The sequence below is a fragment of the Streptomyces sp. NPDC127092 genome (assembly GCF_042722475.1).
Classification (GTDB): Bacteria; Actinomycetota; Actinomycetes; order Streptomycetales; family Streptomycetaceae; genus Streptomyces.
In genome coordinates this window covers 1-24,041 of record NZ_JBHXFE010000019.1, presented here as the reverse complement: position 1 = coordinate 24,041, position 24,041 = coordinate 1, and the positions used below count along the sequence as shown (strand labels likewise).

20 protein-coding genes and 1 tRNA gene are annotated in these 24,041 nt (G+C 74.2%); 8 read left to right on the top strand and 13 right to left on the bottom strand.

Annotation, left to right across the window (positions count from 1 at the left end; genetic code table 11):
- Positions 1-75: 75 nt before the first annotated feature.
- Positions 76-531 (bottom strand): MerR family transcriptional regulator, encoded by a 456-nt coding sequence (locus tag ACFWJO_RS17620; RefSeq protein WP_386866013.1) that lies wholly within the window; start codon positions 529-531, stop codon positions 76-78.
- 104 nt (positions 532-635) lie between these two features.
- On the opposite strand from ACFWJO_RS17620, the gene ACFWJO_RS17615 reads away from it, so the two are divergent.
- Together ACFWJO_RS17615 and ACFWJO_RS17610 are read left to right on the top strand one after the other, a co-directional pair.
- Entirely contained in the window at positions 636-1,469 is an 834-nt protein-coding gene (locus ACFWJO_RS17615; RefSeq protein ID WP_386866011.1) for an oxidoreductase, read from the top strand.
- A 391-nt stretch (positions 1,470-1,860) separates the two neighbouring features.
- Positions 1,861-2,136, top strand: a complete 276-nt coding sequence (locus ACFWJO_RS17610; protein WP_386866009.1) for a hypothetical protein — start codon at positions 1,861-1,863, stop codon at positions 2,134-2,136.
- Positions 2,137-2,207: 71 nt separating this feature from the next.
- On the opposite strand, the gene ACFWJO_RS17605 is transcribed toward ACFWJO_RS17610, so the two are convergent.
- Entirely contained in the window at positions 2,208-3,878 is a 1,671-nt protein-coding gene (locus ACFWJO_RS17605) for a SpoIIE family protein phosphatase (RefSeq protein ID WP_386866007.1), read from the bottom strand.
- 480 nt (positions 3,879-4,358) lie between these two features.
- On the opposite strand from ACFWJO_RS17605, the gene ACFWJO_RS17600 reads away from it, so the two are divergent.
- Complete coding sequence (locus tag ACFWJO_RS17600; RefSeq protein ID WP_386866005.1) at positions 4,359-5,081, top strand: hypothetical protein; 723 nt, start codon at positions 4,359-4,361, stop codon at positions 5,079-5,081.
- Positions 5,068-5,688, top strand: coding sequence for a Fic family protein (locus ACFWJO_RS17595; RefSeq protein WP_386866003.1), 621 nt, complete (start codon positions 5,068-5,070; stop codon positions 5,686-5,688). Before ACFWJO_RS17600 ends, ACFWJO_RS17595 begins: the two co-directional genes overlap by 14 nt.
- A 110-nt stretch (positions 5,689-5,798) precedes the next feature.
- Here the strand turns inward: ACFWJO_RS17595 and ACFWJO_RS17590 are convergent, their stop codons facing one another.
- From ACFWJO_RS17590 to ACFWJO_RS17560, 7 genes are all read right to left on the bottom strand, one after another.
- Positions 5,799-7,208 (bottom strand): FAD-dependent oxidoreductase, encoded by a 1,410-nt coding sequence (locus ACFWJO_RS17590; RefSeq protein ID WP_386866001.1) that lies wholly within the window; start codon positions 7,206-7,208, stop codon positions 5,799-5,801.
- Positions 7,209-7,238: 30 nt separating this feature from the next.
- Complete coding sequence (locus ACFWJO_RS17585; RefSeq protein WP_386865999.1) at positions 7,239-8,408, bottom strand: polysaccharide pyruvyl transferase family protein; 1,170 nt, start codon at positions 8,406-8,408, stop codon at positions 7,239-7,241.
- 244 nt (positions 8,409-8,652) lie between these two features.
- Entirely contained in the window at positions 8,653-9,927 is a 1,275-nt protein-coding gene (locus tag ACFWJO_RS17580) for an ABC transporter substrate-binding protein (RefSeq protein ID WP_386865997.1), read from the bottom strand.
- Complete coding sequence (locus tag ACFWJO_RS17575) at positions 9,924-11,027, bottom strand: branched-chain amino acid ABC transporter permease (protein WP_386865995.1); 1,104 nt, start codon at positions 11,025-11,027, stop codon at positions 9,924-9,926. The genes ACFWJO_RS17580 and ACFWJO_RS17575 overlap by 4 nt, the downstream gene beginning before the upstream one ends.
- The gene (locus ACFWJO_RS17570; RefSeq protein WP_386865994.1) at positions 11,020-11,910 is read right to left on the bottom strand and encodes a branched-chain amino acid ABC transporter permease; all 891 of its coding nucleotides are present in this window, start codon (positions 11,908-11,910) and stop codon (positions 11,020-11,022) included. The genes ACFWJO_RS17575 and ACFWJO_RS17570 overlap by 8 nt, the downstream gene beginning before the upstream one ends.
- Positions 11,907-12,695 (bottom strand): ABC transporter ATP-binding protein, encoded by a 789-nt coding sequence (locus ACFWJO_RS17565; RefSeq protein WP_386866197.1) that lies wholly within the window; start codon positions 12,693-12,695, stop codon positions 11,907-11,909. The genes ACFWJO_RS17570 and ACFWJO_RS17565 overlap by 4 nt, the downstream gene beginning before the upstream one ends.
- A 287-nt stretch (positions 12,696-12,982) precedes the next feature.
- Positions 12,983-13,801 carry an ABC transporter ATP-binding protein gene (locus ACFWJO_RS17560; RefSeq protein ID WP_386865992.1) on the bottom strand — a complete coding sequence of 273 codons (819 nt, stop codon included), beginning with the start codon at positions 13,799-13,801 and terminating at the stop codon, positions 12,983-12,985.
- A gap of 179 nt (positions 13,802-13,980) precedes the next feature.
- Here ACFWJO_RS17560 and ACFWJO_RS17555 point away from each other — a divergent pair, with 179 nt between their 5' ends.
- Positions 13,981-15,180, top strand: a complete 1,200-nt coding sequence (locus ACFWJO_RS17555) for a PucR family transcriptional regulator (protein WP_386865991.1) — start codon at positions 13,981-13,983, stop codon at positions 15,178-15,180.
- Positions 15,181-15,479: 299 nt separating this feature from the next.
- On the opposite strand, the gene ACFWJO_RS17550 is transcribed toward ACFWJO_RS17555, so the two are convergent.
- Both ACFWJO_RS17550 and ACFWJO_RS17545 read right to left on the bottom strand, forming a co-directional pair.
- A complete protein-coding gene (locus ACFWJO_RS17550) occupies positions 15,480-18,272 on the bottom strand; it encodes a LuxR C-terminal-related transcriptional regulator (protein ID WP_386865990.1) in 2,793 nt (930 codons plus the stop codon).
- A gap of 216 nt (positions 18,273-18,488) precedes the next feature.
- Complete coding sequence (locus tag ACFWJO_RS17545; RefSeq protein WP_386865988.1) at positions 18,489-19,358, bottom strand: alpha/beta hydrolase family protein; 870 nt, start codon at positions 19,356-19,358, stop codon at positions 18,489-18,491.
- Positions 19,359-19,623: 265 nt separating this feature from the next.
- Between ACFWJO_RS17545 and ACFWJO_RS17540 the strand changes: the two genes are divergently transcribed.
- Positions 19,624-20,856 carry a glycosyltransferase gene (locus tag ACFWJO_RS17540; protein ID WP_386865986.1) on the top strand — a complete coding sequence of 411 codons (1,233 nt, stop codon included), beginning with the start codon at positions 19,624-19,626 and terminating at the stop codon, positions 20,854-20,856.
- A 111-nt stretch (positions 20,857-20,967) separates the two neighbouring features.
- Entirely contained in the window at positions 20,968-21,528 is a 561-nt protein-coding gene (locus tag ACFWJO_RS17535; RefSeq protein WP_386865984.1) for a SixA phosphatase family protein, read from the top strand.
- A gap of 140 nt (positions 21,529-21,668) precedes the next feature.
- Here ACFWJO_RS17535 and ACFWJO_RS17530 read toward each other — a convergent pair whose 3' ends face one another.
- Entirely contained in the window at positions 21,669-22,895 is a 1,227-nt protein-coding gene (locus tag ACFWJO_RS17530; RefSeq protein WP_386865982.1) for a PP2C family protein-serine/threonine phosphatase, read from the bottom strand.
- Between the two features lie 329 nt (positions 22,896-23,224).
- Here ACFWJO_RS17530 and ACFWJO_RS17525 point away from each other — a divergent pair, with 329 nt between their 5' ends.
- Positions 23,225-23,599: a PRC-barrel domain containing protein gene (locus tag ACFWJO_RS17525; RefSeq protein WP_386865980.1), complete on the top strand. Its 375-nt coding sequence runs from the start codon at positions 23,225-23,227 to the stop codon at positions 23,597-23,599.
- Between the two features lie 128 nt (positions 23,600-23,727).
- Here the strand turns inward: ACFWJO_RS17525 and ACFWJO_RS17520 are convergent.
- Positions 23,728-23,804: transfer RNA gene (locus tag ACFWJO_RS17520), tRNA-Trp, on the bottom strand.
- Positions 23,805-24,041 lie beyond the last annotated feature (237 nt).

Below are 24,041 nucleotides of genomic sequence, written 5' to 3'. Positions count from 1 at the left end.
CCGGCCCGGCGCCTTGCCCGACGCCGTGTCGGGCAAGGCGCCGGATCCGCCCCGTAGCGGCGGTCATGGCGGCCGTCATGCCCCTTCAGGCGGTCGGCACTCCTGGCCGGCCTCGGTCCCTGCGGTGTCGCGGTGGGACGGATTCCAGAGCCGGTCGGCCTCGCCACGGGCGAGGTGGTCCTCGTAGATCCGCACCTTGTACCGCATCACGTCCAGCGTCTCCTGCAGTTCCCGGATCTGCGCCTCCACGTGGTCTGCGTGCCGGCGCAGCACCTCAAGGCGCTCGTGCTCGTTTCCCGGGCCGCGGCGGACCAGGTCGATGTACTGGCGGATCATGGCCAGCGACATGCCGGAGGAGCGCAGCCTGGTGCAGATCGCCAGCCACTCCAGGTCTTCCTCGTGATAGATCCGGCGGCCGTTGGACAGGCGGCGTACCGGGTTGGCGAACAGGCCCTCGCGCTCGTAGAAGCGCAGTGCGTGCACGCTCAGCCCACTGCGCCGCGCCACCTCGCCGATGCTCAGGTCCCTCAACGCCCTCCCCCTCACACAGTTGTTGATCTCGACACGACTCTAGGTTCTAGCGTCGTTGTCGTCGGCCACAGGGGCCATCGGACAACGGCGGTAGGGGAGAGAACATGGGCGTGTGGTTCGTCACCGGTGCCTCGCGCGGGCTCGGCGCGGAGATCACTCGTGAGGCGCTGGACCGCGGACATCGCGTGGTGGTCACGGCGAGGGACCGGTCCGCCGTGCTGCGCGCGTACCCGCGGAAGCCGGACGGACTGCTGGCGGTGAACGCGGACGTCACCGAACCGGAGCAGCTGGCCGCGGCGGTGGAGGCGGGCCTGGCGGAGTTCGGCCGGATCGACGTCGTGGTCAACAACGCCGGGTACGGCCTCGTGGGCGCGGTCGAGGAGACCTCCGACGAGGCGGCCCGGGCACTGTTCGACGTCAACGTCTTCGGCGTGCTCAACACCCTGCGGGCGACCCTCCCGACCCTGCGGGCCCAGCGATCCGGACACATCCTGAACATCGGCTCCGTCGGCGGCTTCGCCACCGCGCCGGCGGTGGGTCTGTACGGCGCCTCGAAGTTCGCCCTGGAGGGCATCTCCGAGGCACTGCACGGCGAACTGGCACCGCTCGGGGTGCGCGTCACGATCGTGGAGCCGGGCGGCCTTCGCACCGACTTCCTCCACGACTCCAGCCTTCGCGTCGAACCGGCCGCCATCGCCGACTACGCCGCCGGCGCGGGACCGGTGCGGGAGGCACTGGCCCACAACGACGGCCGCCAGCCGGGTGACCCGGTGAAGGCGGCCAAGGCCGTCGTCGACCTCACCGAGGCCGCCGAGCCGCCGCTGCGCCTGCAGCTGGGCGCGGACGCGGTCGAACGCGTCGAGGCGAAGCTGGAGCTCGTGCGGCGCGAACTCGACCGATGGCGTCACGTGGCCCTGTCCACCGCTCTCACCGTCTGAGACGCGGCGGACTTCCGCGCCGCCGTCCGTGGCCTCGCAGGCCGGCTGTGCGCCGGCCGCCGGGCTTTGCGGAAGAACGCGCACCGCGACCCGAAGCGCCAGGTGGCGGCCCGCTCACCGCAGGTGATTCTCTCCGACCGTAGGGAATGATCTCCCCGGGGGCGAGCAGTTGCCCGCGTTCGGGTGAGGCGCCGGCGCCGTACGGGTTCGACGCGAGCCGGGCCGGCAGCCGGAGGGGGCGCGCGGAGGCCGTCGTGCTGCCGCGGGCCGCGGCCTGTTGTGCGGTGCTTGTCCACTCTTCGGGCGATAATGGGCGTACCACCCTCTGTCGTGCTCTCAAGCAGAGCGTCCTCCGGCAGGGGGTGGGCACTGCGGTGTGGGAGGAGGAGCCATGCTCATCAGGCACGTGAGGGAAGACGGGCTGCTGCACATGGCGTTGGTGCGTGATCTGGACATCCCCAGCCGCGCGGCGGCGGTGATGCACATCGAGCAGCTCCTCTTCAGCCATCGCCCGCGGCACGTCCGGCTGCAGCTGCCGACCGCCGATCCGTCCCCGGCCTCCCTCAGCGCGCTCGCCCGCACCCGCCGGCTCTGCGAGGGCCTGGGGATCTCCCTGACGGTCGTCGGCCCGGCGATCGCTGCGCCGCCCAGGCCCGCGGCGGCATGAATCGCCGGGCGGCGCGCCGTGTGCCGTCTCGCAGAGTCCGGCGGAAGAGGGCGGCGGGCTTGTAGCCGCCGTCAGCGCGCGCCGGGGACGCGGACGGCGAGCAGGGCGACGTCGTCGTCGTTGTCCGACGGGCGGACCTCGTCGATGAGCCGTTCGCAGATCACGCCGAGACTGTGGTGGGCCAGAGCCCCGGCATGGCGGCGGAGCCGGGCGAGGCCGGGCTCGACGCCGAGGGCGCGGGACTCGATGAGACCGTCGGTGTAGAGCAGCAGCGTCGAACCGGGAGGCAGCAGGACGGAGCCCCGCCCCCGGGTCACGGGAGTCCCGATGCCGAGCAGCACGCTCCCTGTGGTGTGCAGGTATTCGGCGCGTCCGTCGGCGGCGATCAGCAGGGGCGGCGGGTGGCCGGCGTTGGTCCACTCCCAGGTCCAGCCGGCCTGCCCGGTGGAGGAGAGGCGGCCCAGCACGAGGGTGGCGGTCGACAGGTCGGTGGTGCGGGCCATCACCTGGTCGAGCCGGCCGACCGCACTGGGCGGGTCGGGCTCGGACCATGCCAGGGCGTGGAGCATGTTGCGCAACTGCGCCATGCGGGCGGCCGCTTCGAGGTCGTGCCCGGCCACGTCGCCGATGACCAGACCGGTGGTGTCGTCGGGGAGCGTGAACGCGTCGTACCAGTCGCCGCCGACCTGCGAGGCGTCCGGGGCGGACAGATAGCTCGCGTGGAGTTCGACCCCCGGCACCTCGGGCAGGCGGGGCAGCAGGTGGCGCTGCATCGTCTCGGAGACCCGGCGCTGGCGCTGGTAGAGGCGGGCGTTGGAGAGGGCGACACCGGCGCGTCGTGCGATGTCCTCCAGCAGCGCCAGGTCGCGGCCGGTGAACGGTACGAGGTTGGTGCCGCGCCCCAGCGTGAGCGCGCCGAGCACCTCGCGGGGGCCGCGGATGGGGGCGATGACGGCCGAGTGCATGCGGGTGGCGGCGAACAGCTCGTGCTGGACGACGGCGATGCCGGAGTCGGGCTCGCCCTGGTAGACCTCCGGCCCGGCCAGGGAAGCGCCGCTGCCCCGCAGGGCCCGCGACAGCGGCAGCCGGGACTGGGCCGTGACGGCGGGGATCGGCCCTTCGAGCTCCGGGTGCCGGACGAGGCGGCCGGCCTGGTGCTCGACCACGTGGCTGCGCCGGATGTCGCCGCTGTCGGCCTTCAGGTCGACCACCATCCAGTCGGCCAGCCGGGGGAGGACCAGACGCGCCAGCCGGTCGACCGTCTCCTCCTCGTTCATCGTCGAGGTCAGCGAGGTGGTGGTCTCCGCGAGCAGGGCGAGACGGTCGAACTCCTGCAACGTGCCCTGGGTGCCCGTCGACACGTCGACCGGGCCGGGGTGGAACAGCACCAGGGTGCCCGCGCCGTTGCCGACCGGGTAGGGGGTGGCGGTCCAGTGGACCGGCAGCAGCAGGCCGTCGCCGCGCAGGAAGCACACGCCCGCCCCGCTGCCGGCCGCCTGGGACAGGACCGCGTCCATGATCGGGCACAGCGCCCGGGGGCGGACGTGCCCGTCGGGGTCGCGGTGCAGCAGCTCGTGGTGGTCGTGCCCGACCGCCGCCTCAGGGGTGAGGCGCAGCAGCGCCAGGCCGCAGTGGTTGACCGAGACGATCCGCCCGGCCTCGTCCACCACGTAGCCGCCGAGGTCTCCGACGACGGGCGCCCCGCCTGGCAGCGTGGCCGACCCCGGGTCCTGCCCTCGCATGCGGTTGCACCCTTCCGCGTCGTGTCGAACAGGGGCGGCAAGCCGTCCCGACGGATCACGCGGCTCGCGCCGCGACCCTCCACCTACCCAGCCGGACGACGAACTCACCAGGCGCCGGGATGATCCCGGCACCCGCGTCGCTCCCCGACCGGACGAGCAGGATAGCCCTCGACGAACGGACCGTCCGCGAAGGCCACGACGCCAGGACCCGGCTGCGGTCCCGGTGCGACGCCTGCTGTGCCATCGCCGGATCGGACGACGGCCTGCCGGCGGGCGTGGGCATCGGCGGAGGCGCTGCCGGCGCCGGCCGGCCGGGCGGCGGTGCGGTGTTCTGCACGGGTGGCCGCACGGGGTGCGGTCCGGAAAAACGTTCGCGGCCCAAGGGCGCTGAGCCGAGACTGAGGGGCGATCACATCGGACAGGAAGAGTGGCCCAGCGCTGACGTACAACCTTGACACCCTGCCCTTCCCCGCCAACCGTGTGCCTCCGGTCACCTACGACGGCATTCGGGACTGGGAGGACCTGGACCCTGCCCGCCGCCCGTTCGTCTGGGACGAGGACGAGGAAGCCCGTCTCCGCTCTCTCGTCCGCGAGTGGGTGCCACCCGTGCTCTCCGGCATGGCCGGCTGGTGGGCGGGCGAACGCTGGTGTGAATGGCAGGTGGACGCCGTCATTCGGGAGCGGTACGGCACCTGGGCCTGGGGATGGCGCTGGTGCTACCGCGACGGCGGGCCGATCGGTAGCTGGGTCAGCGGGCCGAGCTGTGTGACGACCCCCGACGAGACCGCGGAACGCGTCGTGTCCGCGCTGTTGGAGTGGCGGGAGTGGTTGGAGCGAACGGCACAGCGCTTCGCCGAACTGGCGCCGCCGCCGCATGCCTCACCCGAGGACCGCAGCTGGCACCTGGAGCGAGCCTGCGTCCGTCTCGTGACCCACGCGCTGGACTCGGGCGCGGAGGGCGGCTGGTACGGACAGGCTTCGATCGTCCTCACCTGGTTTCTCAGCAGTACCGGCATGGACCGAGCCGAAGCGGCGCGAGCGGTGGAGAGCGCGATCGGTGGCCGTTTCAGGAGCTGGGTCACCCCGGAACCGACGCTGATCGAATCCGTCGGTGACGACCTGGCCGTCGGTCTCACCGGCCACGCCCCGTACCGGGACCACCGTGAGAGGGCGGCGCTGGAGGAACTCCATGACCGCTGCTGACAGCCTTGCGGTCTGGCGGCGGGTGCGGCGTGAGGTCGACTGGCAGCGCGCACCCGCCCTGCAGCGGGTTCCGCCCGACCGCGACGGGTTCCGATCCTGGTGCGAGGGGCCGGTGCGTCGGCGCGACCCGGTGCGTGCCGAGCGCCTGCTCGCCGCGTACACCGCGGCCCGGGAGGATGCCGCACGTCGCACCCCGCTGGACTTCGCTCTGCTGGCCCGTTGGCAGCGCGAAGTCCTCGCCGCGCCGGTGGCACCGTTCCGCGTGAGCGACGCCTACGCGAAGGCCGGCCGCGAGCGCTACGGTCTGACGCCTGACACGCAGGCCGCTTTCGATTCCTGCCTGCGCGAGACGAACGACCGGGACGTGCCGCTGGCGGCTCGCGCGGCCCGCGCCTACCTCGACGTGGCGTTCTTCCACCCCTTCACCGACGGCAATGCCCGCGCCGCGCTGTTGACCCTGGTCCATGTCCTGGCCCGGGAGGACGTCGTCCTTCCCGAGGTAGGCCCTCTCCAGACCACCCGCTACGCGGACGACCCGGCCGGTGCCGCCGACCTTGCCGCTCTCATCGGGGTGCTCAGCCGCCGCCGACCCCGGGACCGCGTGTGAACTCCGCGGAAGGGACGAGCCGTCCTCAGCCCGCCATGCCCGCCGGCCGACTGCTTACGCGTGCAGGGACGGGCGTGAGGGACAGGCACGGGAGCTGCCGCGCGGGCTGATCACCGCAGGCTGGCGCCCTGGGCGCGCAGTTCCTCCTGGACCGCGCGGACAGGGACGTCGCGGGGCAGGCCGCCGGTGGTGGACGCGAGGGCCGCGCAGACACCGGCGGCCTGTCCGGTGGCCATCGAGATGGGCATCACGCGGTACGAGGAGTGGGCGACGTGGTCGCCGGAGATGCACCGGCCGGCGACCAGGATCCTGTCCAGGCCCCGGGGCATCAGACACCGCAGGGGGATGTCGTACGACTCTCCGCGCGGCAGCCGCCGCAGCACGGTGCCGCGGCCGCTCGGGTTGTGGATGTCCACCGGGTAGGCGCCCCGGGCGACGGCGTCGTCGAACTTGCGCGCGCCCAGCACGTCCTCGCCCGTGAGCTCGTACTCGCCCATGATCCGGCGGGTCTCGCGGACCCCGACCTGCACGCCGCTCTGCGCCACGTACGCCCGTTCGAAACCGGGTACGCGGCTGCGCAGGAAGCGGGAGATCTGCTCCATCTGGCGGTGGGCGGTGAACTCGGCGCGGGTGAGGTCCCAGACGCTGGTGCCCAGCACCTCCGTGACGCGGGTGGAGTTGACCGCGACCTCGCCCTCGTTCGGGGTGGCGAAGAAGAGGATGTCCTCGCGGGGCAGGTCCAGCTCGCCGGCGTCGGTGGCCGCCCGGACGAGGTCCCACAGGCCGTGCACGCCCTTCCACTGGTCCGGGTGGGTGCGGGCGTACCCGGCGAACTCCTCCTGGTCGAAACGCACCATCCGGAACATCAGCGTCATGGGCTGCGTCCAGCCGTCCTCGGGACGGCCGATCTCGTACTCCGCCCCGGCCGCGGCGGCGATGTCACCGTCGCCGGTGCAGTCGACGATCACGTCGGCGTCGATGACGACCGGCCCCGACTTCGTCTCGAACACCGCACGGGCGCGGTCGGGAAGCGGGACGACCCCGGAGGCGAAGGCATGGAGCAGGGTCCGCACCTCGTGCTTCTCCAGCAGGTCGTACACGACCAGCTTGAACAGCTCCGCGTCGAACGGCACCGTGTAGCCGGTCTCGACCGAAGGGCGGATCGCCGCTCCGGCGTGCACCAACTGGTCGAGCAGCATCCACAGGACACCTCCCACGACCGGTTCGCCCTCGCCGTGGTCGGGCGGCAGCAGGCGGGCGGTGTCTCCCGCGACGGCCTGCTTGACCTCGTTGTGGAAGCTCATCAGCGGCATCACGAGCGCGGCGGTGGCGTTGCCGCCGAGGAATCCGTACCGCTCCACCAGGATGACCTGGGCGCCCGCGTTGGCGGCGCCGATGGCCGCGCCGATGCCCGCCGGCCCGCCGCCGACGACCAGCACCTGCGTGCCGCCCCCGTGCAGTGCCTGCCGCGCGGGCAGCTCCACGTGCCGGGGTACGCGAGGCGCGATCAGATAGGTCACGGGTCCTCCTGGGGCCGGGACGGGCGGGGATCAGCCGACGGGCGCCGTGTCGGCCGGCCGGCCGGACAGCGCGGGCGGCGGGGCGATGGTCTCCAGATAGGTCAGGAAGTGCTCGGCGGTCCGGTCGGCCCGCATCCGCATGGCCGCCGTCCGGGCGGCGGTCTCGGCCCGCCGCGCGGAACGCTCGTCCCACAGCCGGTCCACCTCGGCGAGCAGCAGGCCGACGTTCTCCCTCGCCACCCCGCGCAGGGCGGGCGCGCCGATCTGCTGGGCGAAGTCGAAGACCTTCCCCGCGTACGGCAGGGGCAGCAGCGGGACGCCGGCGAGCGCGGCGAAGATGAGGAAGTGCAGCCGCATCCCGATGGCCAGGTCCAGCTGCTTGACGATGTCGAGGACCTGCTGCGGGCGGGAGGCGCCGCGCAGCACCGTGCAGGCACCGGCGTCGGCCATGTGCGACGCCACGGCGTGGGCGTGGCGGACGTCGTCACGCTCCATGGGAACGAACACGACGTGGGCGTCCAGCCGGTTGACGAGGAAGTCGCCGACGTGGGCGAGGAGCTGGTGGTAGCCGTTCTCGTCGAGGTGCGAGGCGGCCCGCCCCGGCTCGCGCACGCTCATGCCCACCAGACGCACCCCGCGCGGCACGGCCTCGGCCCTCAGCAGCTCCTCCCCGCCGTCACCGGGCCGCAGCAGCAGGGCGGGATCGGCGGTCACCGTGATGGGCCGCTCGAGACCCGCCTCCTCCAGGACGAGCTTCGACTCCTCGTCACGGACCGTCACCGCGGCCGCGTGGGTGAGGGTCGAGCGCACCCAGTCGCAGTCGACCTCGTCGGTGAGCGGGCCGGCGCCCACGGCGTACGTGAAGACGGGTACGCGGTGGCCCTGGGCGGTGCGCACCAACCGGAGGTACCGGCGGGCCTCCGTGTCGTACAGGATGCCCCCGCCGCCGAGGATCAGGACGTCGAGCCCCCGCATGTGCTCGGACGTCCGCTCCCGGCTCACGCCCTCCCAGCCGACCACGTCGACGTCCGGACGGACGCCCCGGCTGTAGTCCGGGTCACGGGAGAACACCACGATGCGGGCGTCCGGCCGCGCGCCCTGCACGCGGTCCAGCATGGCGGTGAGGATCGCCTCGTCACCCACGTTCCTGCCGCCGTAGGACCCCAGCACCCCTACGGTCACACCCTTGCGGTCGCCCATGGTCACCTCTCGTGATCTCCAGCAGGCGCGGTCACCTCCTACCAGTTCACCCCAAAAGGGAATCTCCGCATCTCGGCGCGGTGCGAGCCGGCGGCCGGACGCCGGGACGGCGCGCGTACGTGGAGGTCACGGGGAAGGCGATCCGCCCGGCGCCCCATGAGGCGCCGGGCCGCGGTCCCCGCGTCGCACGGGGCGAGGCGTTTCACGTCGCCGGCGTTTCACGACGCCGGGCGGGGCGACGTGCTCAGCGGGCCTTCGGCGTGAAGCCCTTCGCCGCCTCGGAGACGAACGGCTCACGGACGGTCCGCATGCCGCCGGGGACGGACTTGTCCGGCTGGAGGATGACGGACTCCCGTGAGGACGGGGCCTTCGGGTCGCTGAAGTCGTGCGCCCCGAATCCGGCGTCGTACGCGTTCAGGGTCAGCAGGGCCTTGTCGATGCCTTCGCGGGTGAGGTCCTTGGCGTCGCAGGCCTTCTTCAGCGCCTCGCCGAAGACGCCGGCCGCCGTCCAGCCGGCCACGATGCCGTTGTCGAGGCTGTCGTTCGGGTACGCGGCCTTGTAGTCGGCGACGAGCTTCTTCGCGGCCGGGGTGTCGGCGCCGATCGGAAGGCTCGGAGACGCGAACCAGTACATCTTCTCCAGCGCCGGTCCGGCCTGGGTGCCCAGCAGCTGAGGGGCGAAGGCCGAGTTGTTCCCGATGATCGGCACCAGGAGCTTCGCCGCCGCCGCGACACCGACCAGAGAGGCGGCCTGCCGCGGGCCCGCGCTGATGACGACGGCCTTGACGCCCGCCTGCTTCAACGCCGCCACCTGCGCCGACATGTCGTTGTCGGTGGGCTTGATCTTCTGCTCCACGACCGTCAGCCCCGCCTTTCCGGCCGCGTACGTCGACCCCGCCAGCGCGTTCTCGCCGTAGTCGCCCTCGAAGTAGACGTGGCCCAGCTTGTCGCCCGGCTTCAGTCCCTTCTCCTTCACCAGGAAGTCGACGGCGTTGATCGTCTCGATGTCGTACGTGGAGCCGAGGACACGGATGTACGGGGAGCCGAGCAGCGAGGCCGACCAGGCCTGCGGCAGCACCAGCCCCTTGTCCCGGCCGTCGACGCGCTGCTTCACGGCGGAGACGAACGGAGAACCGATGAACTGCATGTAACCGGCGACCTTCGGCTCCAGCTCGGTGTAGGCGGAGAGCGCCTTCTGCGGGTCGTAGCCGTGGTCGCGGACCGTCAGCTCCAGCTGCCGGCCGCAGATCCCGCCGGCCGCGTTGACCTGCTTCACGTACAGCTGCTGCGCCTGGGTGACGCTCTTGCCGAGCGTGGCGTACACGCCCGTCATGTCGGTGAGCGCACCGACCGCGATGGTCTTGTCGGTGACGCCCGTGCCGGACTTCACCCCGTCTGCTCCGGTGCCCGCCCCGTCGGTGGACGTGGCCTTGGAGCTGCAGCCGGCGGCGGTCAGCGCGACGAGGGCGGCGGCGAGCGCGACGGCCGTCGTTCTCGGGGCCTGGCGTCGGTGGGTCATCGTTCCTCCCCAGAGGAGTGCGAGGGTCGGGCGTTTCGCCCGCGGGGCCGGGCGGCGAGCCGGACCAGGCCGCCGGGCAGGAAGAGCACCACCGCGACGACGGCGGCGCCGTAGAGATAGCGGGCGGCTTCCCCCGGTGCGATCCCGCCCGTGCCGGGGGCGGAGACCAGGGGCAGCGCGTCGCTGTACCGGTTGAGGAGCTGCGGCAGCAGGGAGACGAAGACGCCGCCCACCACCGCCCCGGCGACCGAACCGAGACCGCCGATGACGATCATGGCCAGGTATTCGAGGGAGAGGAGCATGCCGAAGTACTCCGGCACGGTGCGCTGGAAGACCAGGGCGAGCAGGACCCCCGCCAGTCCCGCGTACATGGACGACAGGACGAAGACGGCGGCGCGGTAGCGGGCCACGGGGATGCCCAGGACACCGGCGGCGATCCGGTGGTCCCGGATCGCGTTCATGGCCCGGCCGGGACGGCCGCGGAGGACGCCGCGAGCGAAGAGGACGCCCGCGAGCAGGAGGACGAGACCCAGGTACCAGAGCTTCTCGGCGGCACCGAACGGGACCTGGGCGATCACGAGTTCGCTGTCGTCGAAGGTGAGGCCGAAGAGGTTCAGCGGAGGCACGGCGCGGCCGTTGAAGCCGCCCGTGAGGTCGTGGGCGTTGAACAGGACGTGCTGTCCGATGAAGATCAGCGCGAGGGTCGCGATGCCGAGGTAGGCGCCCCGCAGCCGGCCGGCGATGGGGCTGAACAGACCGCCGGCCGCACCCGCGAGGGCGACGGCGAGGACGGCGGCGAGCCAGCCGGGCAGGCCCAGCCCCGTCAGCCCGTCCGTCCCGTCGCCGGCGAAGGCGCAGTAGCCGTACGCGCCGACGGCGAGGAAGAAGGCGTGGCCCATCGAGAGCTGGCCGGTGGCTCCGGTCAGCAGGTTGATGCCGATGGCGCCGATCGCGGCCGCCATGGCGAAGAGCCCCGCCTGGAGCCAGAACCGGTCCAGGTAGAAGGGGAAGGCGACGAGCACGAGCCCGGCGGCGGCCCACCCGTGGACACGGAACCGGGCGAGGGCGGCCGCTCCACGGCGGGGAAGCGTGTCAGACACGGGACAGCTCCTTCGTGCCGAAGAGGCCTGCGGGGCGGAGGAGCAGGACCGCGACCATCACCAGGTACGGGGCGAGGTCGCCGATGCCGCGGCCGAGGAAGGTCAGATCGCCCTGGTAGCCGGTGGCGAGGGACTCGGTGACCCCCACCAGCAGGCCGCCGACGAGGGCGCCGGTGGTGGAGTCGAGCCCGCCCAGGATGGCGGCGGGGAAGGCCTTCATCGCGGCGAGGGAGGTCGTCCGCTCCAGGCCCGGGGTCGGGAAGACGGTGAGGAAGAGCGCGGCGACGGCCGCGAGGCCGCCGGCCACCGCCCAGGCGCCGAGCGAGACCCGGCCGAGCCGGATGCCCATGAGGGCGGCGGTCTCCTGGTTCTCGGCCGCGGCGCGCATGGCGACGCCCCAGGAGGTGTGGCGGAAGGCGAGCAGGAAGGCGGTGATGAGCAGTCCGGCGGTGAGGAAGGCCGCGATGCGGGTCTGCGCCAGGGTGACCGGGCCGATGGTGACGACCGCGTCGCCCCACGGGTCGCCGGGCGACAGGATGTCGGTGCCGATGCGGCGGGTCAGTTCGGTGGCCAGGAGGATGTCGACGCCGATGGTGACGATGGCGAGGACGCTCTGGTCGGAGCCGCGGTAGCGGCGCATGACGAGGAACTCGACGGCGGCGCCGACCAGGGCCGCGCCGCCGATCCCGGCCAGCAGCGCCGGCCAGAAACCGATGCTCTCGTGGAGCACGGCGGTCACGTAGCCGCCCGCGAGCAGAAGGGAGGCGTGGGCGAAGTTGACGACCTCGGTGGCGCGGAAGATCACCACGAACCCGAGGGCGATGAGGGCGTAGACGGAACCCAACGAGACGCCGTTGAGCAGGAGTTCGAGAAAGGTGGTCACCCGGCGGTCTCCTCTCCGAGGTAGGCGCGGACGACCGCGGGGTCGTTCTGGACGTCGCCGGGAGCGCCGTCGGCGATCCGGCGGCCGAAGTCGAGGACGGTGACGGCGTCGGCCAGCCGCATCACCACTCCCATGTCGTGCTCGACGAGAACGACGGAGATCCCGAGGCTGTCGCGGACACCGGCGATGACGGCGGCGGTACGGCGGCGCTCGTCGGCGGTCATCCCGGCCACGGGTTCGTCGAGGAGCAGCAGCGTGGGCTCCATGCAGAGGGCGCGCGCCAGTTCGGCGAGCTTCTGCTGCCCGTAGGGGAGGGATCCGGCGGGCTGCGCGAGCTGCTTCTCCAGGCCGACGAAGGCGGCGATCTCGCGGACGCGGGCGCGGTGGCGGGCTTCCTCGCGGGCGGCGGAGGGCAGCCGGAGCCCGGCGGCGAGGAAACCCGTACGGGTCAGCCGGTGACGGCCGAGCATCAGGCTGTCCTCGACGGTGGCGCGCGGCGGGAGCGCGAGGTTCTGGAAGATGCGGGCGACGCCGAGCCCGGCGATCTTGTGCGGAGGCAGGGAGGTGAGTTCGTGCGGGCCGAGCCGGACGCTTCCCGAGGTCGCCCGGTAGACGCCGGAGAGCACGTTGAAGCAGGTGGACTTGCCGGCTCCGTTGGGGCCGATGACGGCGTGCACGGTGCCGGGACGCACGGTGAACGACACCGCGTCGAGGGCGGTGAGTCCGGCGAAGCGGACGGTGACGTCACGGACGTCGAGGGCGGGGACGGAGGCGGAAACCTTCAACGAGGCGGGCCTTTCCGGGACGGGGACCTCGGGGGAGGCGGGTACGGCCGACCGTCGGGGCGCGGGGGCTTCGACGGACGGGGCGTACGCCGTGGCGGCGGCTTGCACGGGGCGGGTGTACGCCGTGGCGGAGGGCTCCACGGGCCGGGCGTCGGCGGCGGCGGGGGCTTCCCTGGGCCGGGCGTCCGGCGCGGCTGGGGCTTTCACGGACCGGGCGTCCGGCGCTGTGTCCTCGTCCGCTTCGGCGGGCGGCTTCGCCGGACCACCGGCGGCCGGGCCGGGTTCGCTCATCGGTTGTCCTCCCAGCGCGCCAGGACGGGGTGCGCGACGGCGGTGTCCGACGCGACCGCGTCCGCGGTCTCGTCGACGACGCCCAGATAGCGCCGCCGCACCTCGTCGGAGGCGGCGAGTTCGGCGGCCGGGCCGGAGAGGGAGACCTCGCCGACCTCCAGGACGTACGCCAGGTCGGCGAGCCGCAGCGCGAGCGCCGCGTTCTGCTCGACGAGGAGGACGGCGGTGCCCTGGGCGTTGATCTCCCGGATCGTGTCGGCGATCCGGGCCGCCATGAGCGGGGCGAGGCCCAGCGAGGGCTCGTCCAGGAGGAGCAGCTTCGGCGCGGCCATCAGCGCGCGTCCGACGGCGAGCATCTGCTGTTCGCCGCCGGACAGCAGTCCGGCGCGCTGGCGGGACCGGTCGGCGAGCACGGGGAAGAGTTCGTGGACCCGTCGCAGGGCCGACGCCCTCGCCCTCCGGTCTCCCCGCGCGCCCAGCGCCCCCGCCCGCAGGTTGTCCTCCACGGTCATCCGGGCGAAGACCTGCCGCCCCTCCGGCACCTGGGAGATCCCGGCGGCGACGACGCGGTCCGGCGGGAGCGCGCCGATCGGCCGCCCACCGAAGGCGACGGTGCCGGAGGTGACGGCCCCGCCGTGGAACGACAGCGTGCGCGAGACAGCCCTCAGCAGAGTGGACTTCCCCGCGCCGTTGCCGCCGAGAACGGTGACGACGGCGCCCTCCGGCACGGTGAGCGACACCCGCCTCAGGGCGCGTACCGGTCCGTAGCCCGCCGACAGGTCCGTGACCTCGAGGGCGAGTCCGGTCCCTCCCATGGTTCCCCTTCCGTGGCCCGTTCAGTGGCGATCACCCCAGCACCGCGGTGGCCGCCCGTCCACGTGCGGCGGCCGAAACGCTGCCGGTGACCAGCGGGCCGCGGCACGGGTTGTGCACGCGCACAACACCGCGTGTCAGGGGCCTGTCGGGAAGGAGGACGGGGTGGCATCCTCCGGGCATGGGACGGCACAGACCACGGACCGGCGATGACTGGAAGCTGCTGGCCGAGGCGTGTACGGCGCTTCTGGAGCGGCTGCCCGAGCTGGTGGACGAGCACCTGAGGGAACTGCACGCGTACGAACCGGCGTACGGCCGGATCGTGCCGTACGACCAGCACTGGCGTGAGGCCCACGAGGCGCTGCGGATCGGGATCGAGATGATCTCGGCACCGCGGGACTCACCGCGGCGGGACCTGGAACACGCCGACGAGCTGGGGCGGCGGCGTGCCGAGCAGGGGATGCCGCTGGAGCTGCTGGTGCACGCCTACCGGCACGCCGGTCATCTGGTGTGGGAGGCGCTGGTCGAGGACGCGGCGGCGTTCCCGGCGAGACTGGCGGTGCTGACCCAGTCGGCGACCATGGTGTGGCAGGCGGTGGACGCGCAGGCGGACACCGCGTCGGAGGCGTACCGGGCGACGGAGCGGGAGCTGCGGCGGCGTACCGACGAGCAGCTCCAGGCCCTGCTCGACGCGCTGCTGCAGGGCCGGTGTTCGCCGGAGGTGACCTCGCGGGCTGCGGCCGGCCTGGATCTGCCGGAGCACGGCCGGTACGCGGTGGTGGTGCTGCGGCACGACCGGCGGGAGGCCCCCGAGCCCTTCCACCGGCGGGTGCAGGGGGCGGGTGCGCGGTTCCTGTGGCGGATGGGCGCGGACTGCGAGATCGGGGTGGTGTCGCTGGCGGAGGGCATCGGTCTGGACGCGCTGTCCGAACTGCTCGACGGACGCTGCCCGGGACCCGGAGGGATCAGCCCGGTGGTGACGGGTCTTGCGGAGCTGGGGCGAGCACGCAGGCTCGCGGAGCTGGCGCTGCGGACCAGCCCGCCGGACTCGCGGCAGATCGTCCGGCTGGACCGCCGGATGGCGGGCGCCCTGGTGGTCGGCCAGCCGGAGCTGGCCGGTCTGCTGGTGACGGACGTCCTGGGCGGCCTGCTGGAACTGGACCCGGCCGACCGCGCGATCCTGCTGGAGACACTGGACGTCTGGCTGGAGTGCGAGGGCTCGGCGGGCCGGGCGGCGGCCCGGCTCTACTGCCACCGCAACACGGTCTTCAACCGGCTGCGCCGCCTGGAGCAGTTGACGTCCCGGTCCCTGTCCCGGCCGAGGGACCTCACGGAGATGACGCTGGCCCTGGACGCCTTCCGTCTGACGGCCTCGTGCTGAAGCAGGCGGCGACGATCTGAGCGACGGCGGCTCGCCGCCTGCGCCGGGCTGCCTACGCGTGCGGTCGGACCGGTCGCGGCGACGGCGGCGTGACGGCGCGGGCGGCGGGGTGTGGGCACGGGGACGGCCGGGGTGAGGGCGCGCGGACGGCCGGGTGAGGGCCGGTGAGGACGCGGCGACGGCGGCGTGTCGGCGGCCGAGGCCGAGGCAGGTGCCCCGCGGCCGGCCGGCCGGCGGCGGGACCGGACAGCCCGCCCGCCGCACCCGCGAGAACCGGTGCTCCCGGGAGCCGGCCCCCGTCACCGCTCGGAGCGGCGGCCGTCCCCCGTGGTGCGGGACAGGAGCCCCGAGAGTTCGACGCGCGAACGGACTCCCAGCCGGGCGAAGACGTTCCGCAGATGGTGGTCGACCGTGCGGGGGCTCAGCGACAGCCGGTCGGCGATCTCGTGGTTCGTCGCCCCCGCCGCCACCAGGCCGGCGATGCGCTGCTGCTGAGGGGTCAGCTCGCCCACCGCACCGGGGACGGCCCTCCTGCCCACCGGACCTCCGGTCGCGCGCAGTTCGGCCCGCGCCTGGTCCGCCCACACCCCGGCCGCCGCTCGCTCGAAGGTGACCAGCGCGTCGCTGAGCGGGCCCCGGGCCTCGACCAGACGCCTGCGGCGGCGCAGCCACTTCCCGTACGCGAGGAGCGTCCGGGCCCGTTCGAAGTCGTTGCCGCTCTCCTCGTGCTGCCGCATCGCCTCCCGGTACCAGTCCGCCGGGTCGCCCCCGCCGGCCAGCAGGGCCCGGCAGCGGGCCAGCTGGCCGGGCGCCTGGGGGTCGAGGCCGAGCCCGGCCCAGACCGCGAACTCCTCGGCCGCCCTGCCGGCCTCGGCCTCCCGGCCCGCCGCGCAGGCGGCCTCGACGAAGCACGGGACGACGAGCATCCGCAGGGCGAAGTGACCGCCGCGCGGCCCCCTCCCGACGAGGGGAGCGAGACGCGCCGCGGCCTGCGCCGCGAGCCCGCCCGCCAGTTCGGCCCGGGCGATCGACCACTCGGCGAGCGTCGTCGCCTGGACGAGGCCGTGCGCCCGGGCGGTCCCGAGCGCGCGGCCCGCGTGCTCCATGACGGCCGGGGCGTCGCCCCGGACGGAGGCCGCCAGGGCGAGGACCGCGTGCTGGTGGGCGGCCGCGTTGCGCTGCCCGGTGGACTCCGCCGTACGGAGGCCCTCCCTGGCATGCGCGGCGGCACGCTCGTGCTGTCCGGCCCGCAACTCGGCGTAGGCCAGGTGCTCCAGGACCCGGGGCAGCAGCACGGCCCCGGCCGTGCCGCGCATCGTGGCCAGGGCGCGGGCATGGACGCGTACGGCGGCGGGCGCGTCGCCCAGGACCAGGGCGGCGGCGCCCGCGCGCAACAGGCGGCGCGGCTCGTCGGACGCGCCGTCGCGGGCCACGACCCGGGCCAGCGGCGCACGCGCCTCCTCCAGCCGCACCGCGAGCGCGGCGCACATTCCGTCGCGGAAGTCCCGCTCCACCGCGTCGGCGCCGGCGTAGGCGTCGGAGCCGGTGAGGGATCCGGTGCGTTCGCCGCCGAAGCCGCTCCCGCCGAGCGCGAGCGCGCAGGCCTCAGGGTCCCCGGCCGCCCACGCCGCCTCCATGGCGTGGAACCGCGCGTCCGACGCCTCCTCCGGTGCCCCCTCGCGCAGCAACGAGGCGGCGAGGAGCAGCAACTGATGGGCGTCCCCGACCGGCCCGTCGCCCAATGCGGCCAGCCCGCGCGCGAGTTCGGCCCTTCCCCGCACCACACCGGGCAGCGCCCGTACGGCCTCCGGCCCCCGCGCCCCGCCGGCCGGCTCGCCCACGCCTGCCGGCGCCCGGAACCGAACGGACCGGTGGCCGGCGTCGCGGGCCGGACCGGCTGCTGCCGGGGTTGCGGCGACGTCCGCCGGCGCGGATTCCCCCGACGCTACGGGATCACCGGGATGCGGTACACGCGTCGGCGCCGCACCCCGCCCCTTCGTGGCTTCGTCCCCGCCCGCCGCACCCCGCCCCTTCGTGGCTCCGGGCGGGGCGAAGAGGGCGGACAGCTCCCGGCGTCGAGACGGCGGCAGGGTACCCAGGACCGCGCGCCGCAGGAAGGGGTCGTCGAACCGGAGTGCCTCCCGGGTCCCGCGCAGGAGCCCGTCGGCGACCAGCCGGTCGAGTGCCTCGGGCGACGCGCGTACGGCACGGGCCACCGCCAGGACCGCGTCCGCGCCGACCGGGCGCAGGGCGCCGGGCCCCCCGGCCCCAGGGCCGGCCCGCCCGGCGTCGGGATGCGGCTCGCCGGCGACGGCCACCAGGGTCAGCACCCGCCCGCACTCCGCCGGCAGGGAGTCGAGGAGTCCTCGGTACACCTCGGCCAGGGAGGCGTCGTCGGTGGCCGGGCCCGAGGAGGCGTCTCCGCCCAACGGCTCGGCGCAGGCGCGGGCGGCCGTCGCGGTCAGGACACCGGGATGGCCCGCGGCCTCGTCCAGCAGCCGTGTGCGGAAGGACGCCGTCAGGGGCACCCGGCACACGTCGTCGAGCAGGTTCCGCGCGCCCTCGCGGCTCAGCCGCCCGAGGGACAGCAGCCGGGCACCCGGCACATCGGGGGGCCGGTGGTAGGCGGCGAACGAGACGACCCACGCCCACGGCCCGGTGTTCGCACGCCAGGCCGCGTCGAGCGCGGTGCGCGAATGCGCGTCCCAGAGGTGGTGGTCGTCCAGGCAGAGCAGCAGCGGCGTGCCGGGACACAGGGCCGCCAGGGCGCCGGGCACGCCGCCCGGGCCACGGGCCGCCCGCAGGGCACGGCGCGCGGCCGAGGGGGTGGGCGCGAGGGCGGACACGAGGGCGCGTATCCCGCTCCAGGGAACGCGGTTGCCGCCAGGCGCGGCCACCCGGTGGGCCCGGATGCGGGAGTCCCGTACGGCCTGGTCCAGCAGTGCGGTACGTCCGGTGCCCGGGCCTCCGGTGAGCAGCAGGACGGCGCCCTTCCCCTCGGCGGCCCGCGCCGACAGCTCCGCCACGGCGGCGAGTTCGGACGCACGGTCGTACAGCCGCGGAGCAGCGGCGACCCTCGACGCTCCACTCACGCCGTCACGGTACTGGCCGGTAAGGAGTGAGGAAAGAGGGAGGCGTTGGGTCGGGGCCCACACCTCGGGCCCGCCCGCTGTGCACGCGGACAACCGGAGCCGTCCGGGGCGGGCGCCCCCGGGAGAGCGGCCTTCGCGGGGGCATCGGGAGCCGAACGCGGCCGGACGGCTGGTCCCGAGGTCCCCGCCGCACCCGTGGCGAGGACCTCGGGCTCGTCAGGAGCCGAGGGGGCAGGTGCCGCGGTACTCCTCGATCGTCAGGCTCGGCCGTGGCAGGGGGCAGAGGAACTGGTCGTAACGGGTGTCGTCGTCGATGAACCGCTTCAACCAGGAGATGCTGTACTTCGCGATCGTCGTGTCGGAGCTGTTCGGGGTGAAGTGGGTGGCCCCGTTGAGCTCCAGGTACGCCTTGTCCAGGGAGGCCGGCAGGCTCTCGTAGAACGGCTCCGAGTGGGTGGCGACCGGGGCGATGGTGTCGCCGTCGGCGCCCACGATCAGGGTCGGGGTGCTGATCTCGGGCCAGGTCTTGTCGGTGTTCCAGGCGGTGAGCGGGATGGCGGCCTTGAGCGAGGGCCGGCTCTTCGCGGCTTCCAGGGTGCCTCCGCCGCCCATCGAATGGCCCATGACACCCAGCCGCGAGGCGTCGACGCGGTCTCGCACAGAGCTGCGCTGGGTCAGGTGGTCGAGTGCCGCGAGGAGCTGGCGGCCCCGGCTGTCCGGCTGGTCCAGCGTGGTGAGGGTGTCGATCGTGAAGACGACGAAGCCCTGCGAGGCGAGCCGCGGTCCGAGCCACGCGATCGAGGACTCGTACGCGGTGAAGCCGGGGGAGATCACCACGGCACCGAACCTGCCCTCGCTCGTCGAGGTGGGGTAGTAGATGGTGCCGCCGCCGAACCCGATGGCGGCGAGGGAGGAGACGCTGGTCTGGGAGACCGCGTACGGACCGCGGACCGCCTCGATGGAGGCCACGGTCGGCGCGGGGCCGCGCTGATAGGGATTGTCCGCGGCGGTGGCGGCGGTGGCGGCGGGCGCCACCAGGAAGGCCAGGGATGACAGGGCTGCGGCGGCAGCGATGCGTCGTTTCACGACGGAGTCGTCCTCTCGAGTCGTGTGCCGTCATGGCATGGGCTGCGCGACGCCGACCGCGGGCCGGCCGGCGCACCGGTACGGACCGGCCCCGTCACTGTCGGGGCGACGCGGGAGGAAGACATCGGCGAAATGACCGGCCACCCGGTCCCGCCGTGCGCCCTCGCTGCGAGAGGTGGTCATCGACGCGGCCGCGCCGGATGCCGACGGACGAAGAGGGCACGTCCTCGGCGTGGTCGCGTCCCCGCCGGGGCACACTGGCGGCGTGCGCATCGTGATGATGACGGCGGGGTCGCGCGGCGACGTCGCGCCGTACACGGGTCTGGGCGCCGGTCTCGTACGGGCCGGACACGAGGTGACCCTGGCCACGCACGGGGTGTTCGAGCCGCTGGTGGCGGGGTCCGGGGTGCGGTTCCGTCCGTTGCCGGTGGACCCGCGCGCCGAGCTGCACTCCGCGCGGGGCCGGCGGCTGCACGACGCGAGGTCCGGCGCCGGCAAACTCGTACGCCTCGTGTCGATGGCCCGCCGCGCGGTCGACGAGATGACGGCGGCGCTCGTGGAAGCGGCGCGCGAGGGAGAGGTGCTCCTCGTCGGCGGGGCGCTGGGGCCGCTCGGATACGCCCTCGCCGACGGCCTGTCGGTGCCCGCGCTGGGACTGCACCTCCAGCCGCTGCATCCGACCGGGGAGTTTCCCGCCCCCATACTGGGGACCCGGTCCCTGGGCGCGGCGGGGAACCGGCTGAGCGGACGGGCCGTCATGACGTCGGTGGAGCTGATGTTCTCCGACGCCGTGCGGTCCCTGCCCCGGCGGTACGGGCTCGTGGCGGCGGGCCGCTCCCGGGGCCGACGCGTGCGGCCGGTGCTCCACGGCTACAGCGAACTCGTGGTCCCCCGGCCCCGGGACTGGCCCGCCGGGCTGGAGGTGTCGGGGTACTGGTGGCCGCACGAGGCGCCCGGCGGACGGCTGCCCGGAGAACTGGAGGACTTCCTCGCCGCCGGGCCTCCGCCGGTCTTCGTCGGTCTGGGCAGCGCGACCGTGCCCGATCCCGAGCGGGTGAGCCGCGCGATCGTCACCGCCCTGCGGGCGGCGAAGGTGCGCGGGATCGTGCAGAGCGGCTGGGCGGGCCTCGACGCCCAGGGGGACGACGTCCTGACCGTCGGCGAGGTGCCGCATTCCCTGCTGTTCCCCAGGACGGCCGCGGTCGTCCACCACGCGGGAGCGGGCACGACCGGCGCCGTCCTGCGGGCCGGAGTGCCCTCCGTCCCGGTGCCGGTCCAGTTCGACGCGGCGTTCTGGGCGTCCCGGCTGACCGCGCTGGGCACCTCGCCCGGGGCGGTGCCGCTGCGCCGCCTGACCGCCGGGTCCCTGGCCGCCGCCCTGCGCCGGGCGACGCGGGACGGCTCGCACGCCGCCCGCGCCCGCGCGCTGGCCGACGGCCTCGCCGCGGAGGACGGCGTCGCACCGGTGCTGGCCGCGCTCGCCCGGCTGTCCGGCTGACCGGGTGCCACCGGCGGGGCGCGGGGCCGCCGCGCCGGTGCGTGCGGCCGGCGCGACGGGGTAGCCGCATGCGGAACCACCCGGAGCCGTACGCGCGCGGAGGGAGACACCATGTCCCTGGAGCCCGGATCCCGGCGGGCGTCACCCGGCGACGACGGCGCGGACGGGTGCCGGCTGCTGCTGGTGCGCCATGCGAAGGCGGTGCCCAAGGACCGGCCGGTCGACGACTTCGACCGCGAACTGAGCAAGCGGGGCAGGAAGGACGCGCCCCGCACCGGGCGCTGGCTCGCGGACTACGACCCAAGGCCCGACTTCGTGCTCTGCTCTCCGTCGCTCAGGACCCGCCAGACCTGGCGGCTCGCGGCCTCCGAGCTGGACGACCCGCCGCCCGTCGTCTACGACGAGCGCCTCTACAACACGCCGCCGAGCAAGCTGGTCTCCCTACTGGCGGAGCGGGGCCCGGGCCTGCGTGCCGTGGTCCTCGTCGGCCACAACCCGGGGATCCACGAGCTGGCCGCCGGTCTGTGCGGGAGCGGCCCCGCGGACCTGCTGGAGCGGGTGAGGGAGGGCTTCCCGACCTCGGGAGTGGTGGTGATCGAGGTGCCCGGCGGCTGGGAGCGGCTGTCCCCCGGCAGCGGAAGGGTGACCGCCTGCTGGTCACCGGCCGACTGATCCCGGGGCCGGCCGCTCGGCGACGGCTGACGGGTACGCGGGCGCCGGCGGGTTCACCGGCCCGGCGGTTCACCGGCGCCCGGGGGTTCACCGGCCTCGGGGGTTCACCAGCGCCCCGGGGTTTCACCGGCCTCGGGGGTTCACCAGCGCCCGGGGTGCCATTCGGCGAGGAGGGTGGTGGCGTCGTCGCTGAGGCGCTGGTCCTGGTGCACGAGGATGTGCTGGATCAGGCGCCGCAGCGCCTCGGGCGCGGGCAGACCCTCGGTGAGGGCACGGACGACGATGTCGGCCAGGCGCCGCTCGCCGAACAGCTCTCCGGTGGCGGAGCGCGCGTCGGTGACGCCGTCGGTGAAGAGCAGCAGCCGGTCGCCGGGCTGGAGCTGGGCCGTGTGGACGGGTGGGGGACCGACGTCGTAGCCGGTCAGGCCGAGGGGCGGATGGGGGGTTCTGTCGAGCGCGCCGGTCACGATCCGCCGGTCGCGGATCAGCAGCGGGGCGGGGTGGCCGCAGTTGATCCACTCCAGTCGCCCGCTGCTGGTGTCGAGGTCGCCGATCACGCAGGTCAGCAACCGCTCCGGGATCCAGCGCTCCAGGGTGCGGTCGATCTCCGCCGCGATGTCGGCGAGGCCGCCGCCGACGTGCCGCGTGGCGCGGCAGGCGGCCAGCGCCGCGGCGCTGCAGCCGCCGGACGCGAGGTCGTGGCCCATGGCGTCCAGCAGCGTCAGGTGCAGGACGTCCCCCGCCAGGCTGTGGTCGAACGCGTCCCCGCCGACGTCGTACGCGGGCTCCAGGACGGCGCTGGAGGTCACCGCCGCCGTGCCGATGGTCCGGGGCGGCATGAAGGCCCACAGCAGCTCCGCCTGCAGGCTCATCGGCCGGGTGCGCATGGTCCGGGTCAGGACGTCGCTGAACGGCTGCTTGGTGGCCAGGATCATGGCGACCAGGCCGGCGAGGGCCTCGCACCGGTGCCGGAGTGACGCGTCGATCTCCGGCGCGGTGACCCGCAGGACGCCCATCCGGCCGATGCCGTCGACGACCGGGAACCATCCCGTACGCTCCCCGCCGCCGGAGTCCGGCCGGCTCAGCCGCACGGACTCGGTGCGGTACGCGTGTCCCGCGAGCGAGTTGTCGACGGGCAGCGTCTCCGGGTCCCCGGTCCGGTCGCCGTCCGTGAGCGGGGATGCCTGCTCGGGGTCCGGGAGCGCCACCAGACCCTGCTGCTGCAGGTCGGCCACGTAGACCCGGGCCCCGGTCAGCCCCAGCCGCCGTCCGGCGTCCGCCACGAGCAGGGGGATCGCGCGGGGCGCGAGCCGGTGGGACGCGGCCAGCATGTCCGCCAGGACCGCGCCCAGGGTGTCGCCGTCCACAGCACCGCCCTTCGCCGCCGGTCACCGGCGGACCCCGGTGACCCTCCCATCATGCGCCGGTGCGCGGTCGGGGGCCGTCCCGCAGGCCGGGGCGACGCGGAGGGTCCCGGTCCGAACGTCTCCGGCGACGGCGGAGTGATCCCCGGAGACCCGGGTACGCGGACGCTGTCCGACCCGCGGGGGAGGAGCGGCCGGCCGTGGATCCGTCGGCGACGTGTTCGTCCCTGGCGCCCACGGTCACCGAAGAGGACGGTCGTGACCGGCTCCGAGGCGGTCCGCACGTCCGGCGCCGCGCCCTGCGGGAACACAGCGACAGAGGAGTGACAGCGATGACCGACCATCTGTGGTCCTTCAGCACCGAGTCCGGCCACCTGGCGGGTACCGACCTCACCGGCTGGCGCGTCGAGGCCTCCGACGGGCACATCGGCAAGGTGGACAAGCACTCCGACGAGGTGGACGACTCCTACCTGGTCGTCGACACGGGCGTCTGGATCTTCGGCAAGGAGGTGCTCATCCCGGCGCGGGCGGTGACCCGCGTCGACCTGGAGGAGCAGACCCTCCACCTCGCCCTGTCGAAGGAACAGGTGAAGGACTCGCCCGAGTTCGTCTCCGACAAGCACCTCGCGGACCGCCAGTACCGCGAGGAGATCGGCCAGTACTACCGCATGTCCTGGCCCTTCGGGGGAGGCGCGGGCGGCCTGTGACGGGCCGCCGGTCCAGCGCGAGGTGGCCGGCGACGTCGAGCGGTTCACGTCGCGCATCGAGGAGTGCGGCGGCCTCCGGACGGGCGGCCGGCGCGGATCGGTCCGAGGATCCGGCGCCGGCGTGCCCTTGGCAGGGGTGACAGGAGTCGAACCTGCGGCATCCGGTTTTGGAGACCGGCGCTCTGGCCATCTGAGCTACACCCCTTCGGTGTGAGGGAAGCGTGCCATGCCGACGGGAGGCGGCGCCACCGGATATCGCGCCGGGGAACGGGTCACCACCACGCGCGCCGGCACCCGCCGGAAACCGGAAGGCATGGATCCCGGTCGGCGGGGCAGGCGGGTGTCGAGCGATGGGACACGCTCACGCCGGACGATCCACGGTTTCCCCCTGCCGTGGGTCGGCGGCACCAGCGAGCGGCCCGCACCTCGCGGAGGTGCGGGC